Here is a 10,116-nt window from a genome sequence, read left to right as displayed (position 1 = left end):
AATGCGTGGGCTAATCGGATTGGCTTTACCAGTTGGCAATCCGCTCTGGTGGTGTTTGGTCTACTGGTGGCGATTGGGGGCGGTGTGGCCTTGTACGAGCAGTCGTATCAACATGAGATTCAGACGATGCGCATCCAGGACAATGCCACCAAGGAGTTTGCGGGCTGGATTCAGGAGAAGTACCCCAACGTATGGAGAGCCTACTTAAGAAAAGTAAATCCTTAATCTAGTCAAGTCCGTAAACGGTCGGTTATCCATTCAGCTCACCTGAATCGATGAAACTTACGATGGCATCGGTAACAGATATACGCACGAAGCGGGAGGAAAAACAAGAGTGAACGGACGGATCTTCTCCTGGGTATTCGTTCAACATCTAGTTGAGTTTTGCATCGAGGACAGCTTACAGGGGGGCGTTGGCTATCTAACGTAGGCCATGAATCTGGAGTGGACGAAGAGGTAATCGGAAGCATACCAGGCAAAAATTAAGTCATTCGTGTTCGGCAAAAATACCTAATATTGTTTTTGGTACCCTTAAGTGTTTATTTAATTCTAATTAAATAAACAAAATGTTGTCGTTTTAGGTGAATATATTTAATCTTGTCCTGGTTGATTAAGCCGATATACCCCGCTTACCATGCTTTTTTCGTTGACGGCACTCCGTTCAATGGCATCTTTTTTGTGCCCAACTAAGAATTGTCTGGCTAATGAGAAAAAAAAGAGGAGAGAACCACCCTATGCAAGTAGTCGTGTTTTGTGGCGTTGACCCAGAAGGGCAATACTGCGAGTGCAGTCTTGGTGGACTTGATTTGGAGATATGCTTTGAGTCACTGACTATACTCGTTCGGGAGGGGTGGCGACTACATCGGGTCAGGTTGACTGATCCTCCATCCGCTTCGATGGATTTACCCGTAACCGTTTTCGATGGTACAACACTGCTAGAACCAATAAATCGACTTCAAGATCAGTGGGAGGCACTTTTGGACGTGTCTCAGAAACGGAACCACTAACTTTGTGTGCCGGCTGTTAGGCTGTACCGGGCTGGATTTTCCTATGCCTGGACCATCCCAAGGGTGGGCAGGAAAAATATTCGAAAAATAACTGTTACGTCTACTCAAAGCCTACGTCTTAATGTGTGAAGGGTCAATAAAGTACGCAGGTACTTTGCTGACCCTTTTTTCTTTCCCTTTCCAACTTGGCCGCGCCCGCTTCTTGTACCGTTGGAGTGGTCCATGCCTAGAAAAATTCCGTGGCCTTAGGACACAGAAGAACCCCATCTGGCTTTAATCCGGTTTATCGCTATCGGGTTTCTCTCCACAACGAGAGACGGCCGAACGGCGGGAGCAGGCTCAGTAGCTGCGGATCGATCAGTATTGGAACCAAGGTCCTAAATTGGTCGGCCGGGGTCTGGGATAAACTGAGAAGAACAAAGGGGGAAAAAAGCGTAACCATGGTGGGGAGAAACTGCGGTTTCGGCCCTACGGAATTGAGGAAAAAAATCACATTTTCTCACTTCGCCTAATATTAATTATAGTACTAATACATTGATAGATAACAATTTGGCCGTAAAAAGTTGAGTTGGCACGATTTAGGTGAAAGGGCAGATAACGAATTTTCATCTCTAGTTATTCGCTGCTCATTGAAGCGGCCCAACCATAGATCAAGTATCGTTTTACTCGATGTTAAGACTCTTAAAATTTTGCAAGCTCGGCCCCGCCGAGCTTTTATTTTTTTGCTGGTACTATTATCGGAGCCAGGTGGGTTAGCTTGTCATGACAAAGCAAGATGTATTTCGCCAGATCAGCAGAAAAACGGGCTTAGGCCCTCTAACCAGTCGATTAATACTAGAATCCTTTTTTGATGTTGTGCAAGAGTCGCTGACAAAGGGTGAACCCATTTATATCCGCACCTTTGGCAGTTTTCAAGTGAAACGGCGTGCCGCTAAAATAGGTCGTAATATGGGTCAAAATACCGCGGTCAAGATCGAAGCCCACGTAGTCCCCGTTTTCAGGCCCGGTCTTGACTTTATGGATCAGGTAAGGAAGCAGGAAATGCCCATTTCTGCGAAAAAAGCGAAGTCATAACCAGCAAAAACGGGGTGGTGACATACGATGTCACCACCCCGTTTTTATACCTGCGGTAAATTGCACTATTTCAAGGGTTGTTATATAAGCTATCTTATGTTAAGGGACAAAAACAAGATGGATCACCTCATACAGATTGTGAAGAGGGTATGAATTGTCGATTGGAAAGGGGAGAAGAAAGCCTAGTATTATGTTAAGAGATTATTTATGGATTGAGCCTATCAAGAGCAAGTAAAGCGCCTTGAAAACTGCTTTTGATCTATTGTAAGACTGAGTATACAATCTATGAGACTGGAGAGCTTGAGAAGACTCAAAATTGTTCAATTGTTCACGATTTACCTTCGTTACCTGCTTGGAGCTGCGTTTGTCTTCGCCAGTATCGTTAAGATTCAAGGAGTGCGCTTCACAATGGGTTCTGGTGCCGATTCACCCATCAACCATAGTTGGCATCTATTTGAAACACTCTACCAGTCAGGCCTATACTGGCACTTTATCGGCTGGGGACAATGCTTAGCTGGATTGCTATTGATGACTCAACTCTTTTCTACCCTAGGGGCCATCATATATCTGCCAATTATGCTCAACATATTTGTGATTACGATTTCCTACTATTTTGCCGGAACACCGATGATCACCTTGCTGATGCTATTGGGTAACGTGTATTTGTTGGCTTGGGATTGGTCCCGTCTCAAAGTAGTTGTGTGGCCTGCGGAACGCAACTTTACTTCTATCAATTATCCTATGATGAGAAAGCAAAGTTGGGCTTACCTAGGTTTACTTTATTTTCTACTGACGATATGGGTCAAGTTAAGTGTACATTCTTTCTTTACATTATTAGCCGCCTTTGGGGGGGCTTGTGTAGTTGGGCTTTTGGTTATGATTTATAATTTGAAAGATCAAAAGCATATGACAAATATTATAAAGTCAGTCTTAGCTTAACATAAAGCCACTTATACAACAGTTAGTTAGTATGCAATTAATTAGAATAAGAAAAGCTCAAGGTTATTTTTGTTATATTTCAATTGCAATATTTTTTTTGTTTTCATTAGAAAAACATATTGAAGAGCTGTATGCTACTAAAGGATTATTTTTTAATTGTACCCTGTCAACACTTGTAGAAGAAAAGCAAATAAAAAGGGAATTTTCGAAAAATTTATTAAATGATAAAAAGATAAACAGTCTACAAGAATTGGATAGTATAAACTTACTTATAGAACGCAAAATTCAAAATATCAGTACAGAAAGCTTAGATTCTGGTGTGACCGATATAGGCAAACACGGGAAAATACGATTTGCAAACGTTAATTCGGCAAATCAACTCTATATTGGAAAAGCCAATGCAATTATATCCGTATTAAAACACACAAAATGTATAATATATTTCTTAGAAAAGAAGAATGCGTTGATCATACTTAAACCTGATAAGAATAACTTAGCTACTGTAGTAATAGCAGGTGGGCAAGTGCAAGTAACATTATCTTCATGGTACTTTGAAACACAAACTATAGGTAAAATTATTGGAATAATTGCTCATGAACTTGCTATTCATGCAATTGCAAGCGAGCAGCTTACTGAATTACAGAAAAAAAAAGAAATAAGGTATATAGATTTGGAGAAGCATCACAAAGCAGGTCTAAACGAAGATGTTATATTTTATGACAAAAATAACAGTGCAGATCATATATTCGCTGCTTTGAAAGGTAACAGACGATACGAAATTTATCAACAAGTAGTATACGAAATGGCTTTATCTATGAAACACAATATAAGTTTAAATGCTGGCATTAACGAAGAAGACATTAGTGATCTAATTTTTGCATATTTATGCGATATATCTATTATTTTATCAACAAATGACCACAAAGAGCAAGCTATCACAGAATTAAGAAAGTCAGCAAGTTATTTTAACTTAGTAAGAAAAGACTGGATGAGTTTTTTAACAAAAAAAGATAAATGGTCTTTTATAAGCAAGCTTACACCTGAAGAACAGAGTAACAGAAGATATAAAATTTTAGAAAATTTTATATCTTCTGTTACTCTACTTTTTAAGCAGGAGCATTAACGCAATATCAGCCTAAGTAGTAGAATAATATAATGGTAGTTATACAACAGGTCTGAGAAACGTACCGAAATTCTGTGCATCAGAATCTTGTACTTCTCTAAGACTCCTTTTATAACTCACATTATGTTAATGAACTTACTTTAGAAAGCAGCTTTTTTGTTTTCACTATATGATCTTGAAAACGTCTTATTTCGAGAGAATGCTTATCCGAAATTAAAACTTCACAATTATTAGTGTTTGCCTTTCTAGAGTCTGGTAAGGCTGACTGGTAATCGCATTGATAACAAAGGCTCGACGACTGAATCACCAAGGCAATCGGAATTAAGGAAGTCGGTCTGATAAAATTCCTTAGAAGTAGAATCAACCCCAGTAAAATGGCGGGTACGCTCAAGAGTTGACCCATGTTAAGGCTCATACTGTCTTCAAAAGTAACTTGGTTTTCTTTGAAGAATTCCCAGACAAAGCGGAGACCAAATATCCAAATTAAAGAGATGCCTAACAGGGTCCCCGATGCGGCTTGGTTACGATAGTTTTTCCAATACCAGAACAGCCCTATGAACAAAATTAGGTAAGATAGCGATTCATAGAGTTGGGTAGGATGGCGAGGTACTTGGCTAAACTCATGATCTCTCAAGAAGACGAAAGCCCAAGGCACATCGGTTGGTTTACCAAAAATTTCGGAGTTCATTAGATTACCGAATCGAATAAAGGCTCCTGCTAAAGCGCCTACAATACAAATTCGATCACTAACCCATAAAAAGGTTTGCCCGCTGATTTGACTGGACTGACGACGGCAATAAAGCCAAAGGCCAATAAGAATTCCTAGTACACCCCCATGGCTAGCCAATCCTCCAAAAGGGGGTGTTATTATGTATAATGGATCTTGAATGAACATGTAGGGTTCATAAAACAAAAAGTGCCCTAGTCTTGCTCCTAGAATTGTTGAAATCACCATCGTTATTAGTAACGAATCCGTATCAGCAAGGGGCTTCTTCTCAGTTTTAAAAATGTGGCTCATAATCTGAACGCCAATTAGGAATCCAGTAGCGAACAGCAAACCATACCATCTCACGGGCAAAGAGCCAATGCGAACGATTTCAGGATCAACATTCCATATGATGTATTGAAGCATATTTTCCCGTTATATAAGTGTCTTTATGTTAGCTCAATCGTTTTGCTGATAAGACCCTTTCTATGACATCATCCGTCGACAGGTCCCAATACCACCACTTACCCGAGTTCCCTTCTTCTTGGAATCGTCGTTGATAAGCTTCTTTGAATAGACTGAGCATCAATCTGTACACCTTTTCAAGCTCATTTACTGGCAACGTAACCAGTTGATTTATGCCAATCTTCAGACGGTGCGTTCGTAAAACAACACAAGGTGTATAAGTGGACTTTAATAAACTATCAATAATGGCCTGTTCAATATCAGCTTCTACTGGTTTCGACTGCCAGATCAAGTCACTCAAATAAGTTAAGTAATGTCTTTTTCTTGCTTCTGACATTTGGGAGAAGTGCAGAAGCAAACTCTCAACAGAGAGGACACCTTGTCCGAACTGGTTTACGGCTACTTGCTCTTCTAAGGTCATTTTCCTGTTATATAATCTGTATTATGTTAGTCTGTAATACTAAAACCTAGTTTCGGTATTACAGAATTGGGGTTCTGGTATTTTGATAAGGTACCCCTTTTGTGGGCACTATTATACGGTAATGCTGAAACCTAGTTTCGGTATTACCAAAATATAGTTTTAGTATTGCTCCCTAATATTGGCCATACAGAAAATGGAAAACGGTAGTACTGAAACCAATAACGACGATACCATTAAGCGAAAAGGGGGACGGCCAGCCCGGAAAGACAAGGCTGATCCCTGGACGGTCAGGGTTGATACTGAAACACGTCAGATCATTGCCAAGGCTGCTAGCCGAGAAAATAAGACCTTGGAAGAGTTTTTTGGTACAACCTTACGTGAATACTGTCAAGAGTTGATCATTAATCCAAAACAGCAGGCATTGATTAGACAGGAAGATATAGACCTATCTAAGTTTGTCAGCGTAGATGACTTCGATCATTTCAAGAAGGAGGTCCTGACGGCTATCCAGCAGACTCAAAGTCCAGGTATATTGACAGGTGTTCGTCGTTTCCTATTCGGTACCGAAAAAACGAAGTAGGTTTTCACTTCTTATCAAGACCAAATTCTTTCTGAAGGATAGAGCGAATATAGCCAGGCTTGTTTTTGGTTCGATCAAGTTTGCCCGACGTTTGAAGCTCATCCGTCCGATCCGCGAATATCTTGACGTTTTCATGCGTTTTAAGGGCTTCTAAGGCCTGATCTACTAATGGGGAGTCTTTCCCAAATATCTGTCCTAAAAACCGCATGACGAAGACAACATCCTCATTCTTGGCCCTTTCCTGAGCCACTTCTTTCTTCTTGGTGTGAACCTTGAAAATCCATCGCTTCACAGATCCTCCCCGTCCTCTTCCCCCTCTTTCTTCGCTGTAAGTGAAGTATAGGTCGCTAATCCCATCTTCATACATCTTCATTAATTCGGTTTGCGCTGTCTCCAAAACATAGATTTTAAGATCTCCAGTTTTGGTCTTAATCATTAGTAAGTCCCTTAACTCATCTGGAGTGAAATCGAACTGGCCGACTGATCTCCACTGGCAGCACCACTCATAAAATCGCTGGGAAAACTTGCTTGCCAGAGTTAGAACAACTGTAGCATCTAATACTGTAAATCGCTTTGTAAGTTCATGAAGGTAAGGCAGAACGTAGTTTGATATTCTGATTTCTATACCCTTTCCTTTAATAAACTGGCCGCCGTTGACAAACCCAGTTTCGATCCATCCTCCATCAGGTGCATCGATTGAAAAGTCCTTTTTCCGTAGGCTAATAATCGCTTTTCTATAATCTCTGAATCGATGGTCGTGGTCGTCAGCTTTTTTGAGTTGGCTATCAGGAATGAAAAGGACTAACTCTCTATCAAAAAAGTCATCAGGAATACCACGCTGCACCAGTCTCATCACCTCAACAAGAGATAAATATACTAATCTTTTTTCTGTAGTTGAATAGTCATATCTAGCTCCTGTTATGGCGTTTGTTTGCTTGAAAGACTCTATTTGATGCATAATCACTTATTTTACGAGCAATTAAAACATTTTATAGCATAAATTAAAATTAAAATGGTGTTTTTGCCGCCATTTACTCGTAAAATACCTTAAAAAACACCGCCATTTACTCGTAAAACACCGCCATTTACTCGTAAAACACCCCTATAACTTACTAAAAATCAACAAGTTACGGAGCCGTAAAGTTTGCAAAAGTAATATTTGCTAAAGTGCAAATGCCAAAAAGACCGCTTTTGAGAGGTAAAAAGAGGCAAAAAACTAAACTTATCCACAATCAAAAAAGCAGCAACTAGACTAGCTAAAACGAATGGGAAAAAAGAAAGCAAAAACTAAAAAACGCACCGGGGCCGCGAAACTATAAATTTAGTTTAATGTTCCACGATTTGTATTATTCTAATAGTAATTCAAAGCCTACTTTAGTAAGGGCTGATGAAAAGAAGAACCACTGATCTATTCTATCCCCTTTCCAATACCTGCACCCCTACTTATTCAATTACCTGAACTGGCCAGGATCTAATTTGGTGGTTTGGTGTATCTTCTTTAGCTTCCTGCTATGAAGCTTTCCCATCCGGCGGTGGTGTCGTGGTACGGTCTTGTAAGAGAGCGAGACGGAACGCTATTCCGCTACGCTCCATACCGTTCGTCCCGCCCTACGGGGTTGATAGTCAGTGTTTTATTACCCGTACAGGTTAATAAAAACCGTTATTTTTGTATATTAATACTATAACTAGTTGATAACCAACAGTAAAATGAGTAAAATTTATTCGTATGATTGATCGAAAGAGTTTATCCGTTAGCCTGGGCACGCACCGGCAATTAGAGAAGCTAGGCGACCAGTTAGGCCTATCTCACAAAGATTTAGTCGCTGTGATGCTGCAATTTTTCGCCGTTACCAAGCTCGATCCCCGCTATCCGAAGGCCGATTCGCCGGATGTGGTGCTTAAGAAATTAACCGATAAAGTGGACGTCTTGGATAAACGCTTTATTGGATTTATCCGAGAGCAAGAGAAAACGCTTTTAAAACCCATGCAGGCCGATGTACAAGCCCTGCGGCAGGCCTCAGAAGGGGGGCTAACCCCGGCGCAGCTGGAAGAGCAGTTGACCGGCGTGGTCGAAGCGGTGCAGACTTTACTGCGGCTCTCGTTCCGTACCGCTTTGGTGGATAACGCTCTGAGGACCGAGTACAAGCAACAGGCCGATCAACTCATTGCCCAGCAGAACGGCCTATGATGACCAAGATACCGTCGGGAGGGGTAGGCTTATCGAGCCGAAGTGGTTCCTGCGGAGGCTTGGTAGCCTATCTGGAAAAGGAACAGCTGGGTCACTGGTTTGGCCGGGAAGCCGAGCAGGTACTTGGCCATCAAGTAACGATTGAGCTGGATGCCAACAAGCGAAATTTAGGCCGAGCCGATGACAAGTATTATCAGATTGTCCTAGCCCCATCCAAGGCCGAGTTAGCTCATATTGGTTCCGATCCAGAGGCGCTCAAAGCCTTCGCTCGTTCCGCTATGGAGGCCTACGCCCAGAATTTTGGAAAGGGGATAGAAAGTCGTGATCTGGTGTGGTATGCCAAAATTGAACATAGCCGCAGTTACGACTACACCGACCGCGCGGTTCAATTGGGCGAGCAGGCCAAAGGGGGGCTAAAACTGGGCGATCAGACCCACATCCATGTGATCGTGAGTCGTACCGAGAACCTAAAGACTTACCGGCAGGATCTAGCCGATGGGCTCCATGATCGGAAGAACCCCTACCACCTGAGTCCGCTGACCAATCACAAAGGAACGACCAAAGGAGTGGTTCAAGGCGGTTTTGAACGCAATGGCTTTAGTCAGCGGGTCGAGCAACGCTTTGATCAGGGTTTTGGCTATGACCGGGGGTTAACCGAATCGTTCCGGTATCTGCACGGGATGAAATACGGGGACGAAGGCCTCAAAGCGGAATTGAGTCAGGCAGCTGCTTTGGAACGCAGCCAACAACGGGAGCAGGCCTTAAGCTTAGCCGTGGCCGGCCAAAGTAGGCAGGCCGAGTTGCAGGCGGGTTTAGGGCAAGCCTACCAACAAGCCGACGCCCGGACGTTAAGCCAGGCGCTGGATCAGGCCGAGCAGCTCCGTCAGCAATTGGCTCAGCAGCGTCAGCAGGAAGCCGCGCGTCAGCTTGAATTAGAGCGGGCCGAAAGCCTGAAACGAGAGCAACAGCTAGAACAAGGTATCCAACGAAGTCCCCGTCAGGACCGGGGTATGCGCCTATGAACGAGAACCGATTTCTAAAGAATCTGAATCAGAAACCTACGTCGAGTACGCCTATCCCCACAGACGGTAGTCCCGCATCGGCACCGCCGTCGAGCGCCCCTAGCGGATATGATCCAATTCAGCGGTTAGTGGATGAGTTAAGCCGCCAGAACACCGCTATTGAGGGGTTAAACAACCGGTTTGATCGGTGGGAAAAAATGCCCCGAGGCGCCAGCCAAGCCGAGTTGGATGCGTTAATGCAGGCTGCCCGGCAGGGCATTGATTTCAAACTGGACAGTAAAGCGACGGCTGCATTGATGCTGCCTGAGCTGACCAAGGGTATGCCCACCTTGAACAACCTGAAAACCGCCACCGATGAAGGCGTTAACGAGATACGGGCTATAGGACTGGCCACAGCGGAGCGCATTGAGCAGGCCAGTACTACGGCGGCTAATCGGATCGAGTGGGCCAGCCGCAGTAAGGCCAATGCGTGGGCTAATCGGATTGGCTTTACCAGTTGGCAATCCGCTCTGGTGGTGTTTGGTCTACTGGTGGCGATTGGGGGCGGTGTGGCCTTGTACGAGCAGTCGTATCAACATGAGATTCAGACGA

10 protein-coding genes and 1 pseudogene are annotated in these 10,116 nt (G+C 43.2%); 8 read left to right on the top strand and 3 right to left on the bottom strand.

Features of this window, described 5'->3' with window-relative positions; genetic code table 11:
- From ACYU87_RS27240 to ACYU87_RS27225, 4 genes and pseudogenes are all read left to right on the top strand, one after another.
- Window positions 1–225: pseudogene (locus tag ACYU87_RS27240) on the top strand (hypothetical protein); the annotation flags it as partial.
- Window positions 226–1,769: 1,544 nt separating this feature from the next.
- The gene (locus ACYU87_RS27235) at window positions 1,770–2,081 is read left to right on the top strand and encodes an HU family DNA-binding protein (RefSeq protein ID WP_461137165.1); all 312 of its coding nucleotides are present in this window, start codon (window positions 1,770–1,772) and stop codon (window positions 2,079–2,081) included.
- Window positions 2,082–2,366: 285 nt separating this feature from the next.
- Window positions 2,367–3,020 (top strand): hypothetical protein, encoded by a 654-nt coding sequence (locus ACYU87_RS27230; RefSeq protein ID WP_461137164.1) that lies wholly within the window; start codon window positions 2,367–2,369, stop codon window positions 3,018–3,020.
- Window positions 3,021–3,051: 31 nt separating this feature from the next.
- The gene (locus ACYU87_RS27225; protein ID WP_461137163.1) at window positions 3,052–4,143 is read left to right on the top strand and encodes a hypothetical protein; all 1,092 of its coding nucleotides are present in this window, start codon (window positions 3,052–3,054) and stop codon (window positions 4,141–4,143) included.
- A 121-nt stretch (window positions 4,144–4,264) separates the two neighbouring features.
- Here ACYU87_RS27225 and lgt read toward each other — a convergent pair whose 3' ends face one another.
- Both lgt and ACYU87_RS27215 read right to left on the bottom strand, forming a co-directional pair.
- Entirely contained in the window at window positions 4,265–5,275 is a 1,011-nt protein-coding gene (gene lgt / locus ACYU87_RS27220) for a prolipoprotein diacylglyceryl transferase (RefSeq protein WP_461137162.1), read from the bottom strand.
- A gap of 28 nt (window positions 5,276–5,303) precedes the next feature.
- Entirely contained in the window at window positions 5,304–5,735 is a 432-nt protein-coding gene (locus ACYU87_RS27215; RefSeq protein WP_461137161.1) for a DUF5958 family protein, read from the bottom strand.
- A 193-nt stretch (window positions 5,736–5,928) separates the two neighbouring features.
- On the opposite strand from ACYU87_RS27215, the gene ACYU87_RS27210 reads away from it, so the two are divergent.
- Window positions 5,929–6,315 (top strand): type II toxin-antitoxin system TacA family antitoxin, encoded by a 387-nt coding sequence (locus ACYU87_RS27210; protein WP_461137160.1) that lies wholly within the window; start codon window positions 5,929–5,931, stop codon window positions 6,313–6,315.
- Between the two features lie 4 nt (window positions 6,316–6,319).
- On the opposite strand, the gene ACYU87_RS27205 is transcribed toward ACYU87_RS27210, so the two are convergent.
- Window positions 6,320–7,273 carry a replication initiation protein gene (locus ACYU87_RS27205; RefSeq protein ID WP_461137159.1) on the bottom strand — a complete coding sequence of 318 codons (954 nt, stop codon included), beginning with the start codon at window positions 7,271–7,273 and terminating at the stop codon, window positions 6,320–6,322.
- 768 nt (window positions 7,274–8,041) lie between these two features.
- Here ACYU87_RS27205 and ACYU87_RS27200 point away from each other — a divergent pair.
- The 3 genes from ACYU87_RS27200 to ACYU87_RS27190 form a co-directional block, all read left to right on the top strand.
- Window positions 8,042–8,503: a BfmA/BtgA family mobilization protein gene (locus ACYU87_RS27200; protein WP_461137158.1), complete on the top strand. Its 462-nt coding sequence runs from the start codon at window positions 8,042–8,044 to the stop codon at window positions 8,501–8,503.
- Window positions 8,500–9,525 (top strand): DUF5712 family protein, encoded by a 1,026-nt coding sequence (locus tag ACYU87_RS27195; RefSeq protein ID WP_461137157.1) that lies wholly within the window; start codon window positions 8,500–8,502, stop codon window positions 9,523–9,525. Before ACYU87_RS27200 ends, ACYU87_RS27195 begins: the two co-directional genes overlap by 4 nt.
- Window positions 9,522–10,116, top strand: a 595-nt coding sequence (locus tag ACYU87_RS27190) for a hypothetical protein (protein ID WP_461137156.1), incomplete at its 3' end; no start/stop codon positions are given. The genes ACYU87_RS27195 and ACYU87_RS27190, both read left to right, overlap by 4 nt.

Source organism: Spirosoma lituiforme (assembly GCF_054776635.1).
Note: the sequence above shows the minus strand (reverse complement) of the source record. Positions and strands in the feature narration are given on the sequence as shown.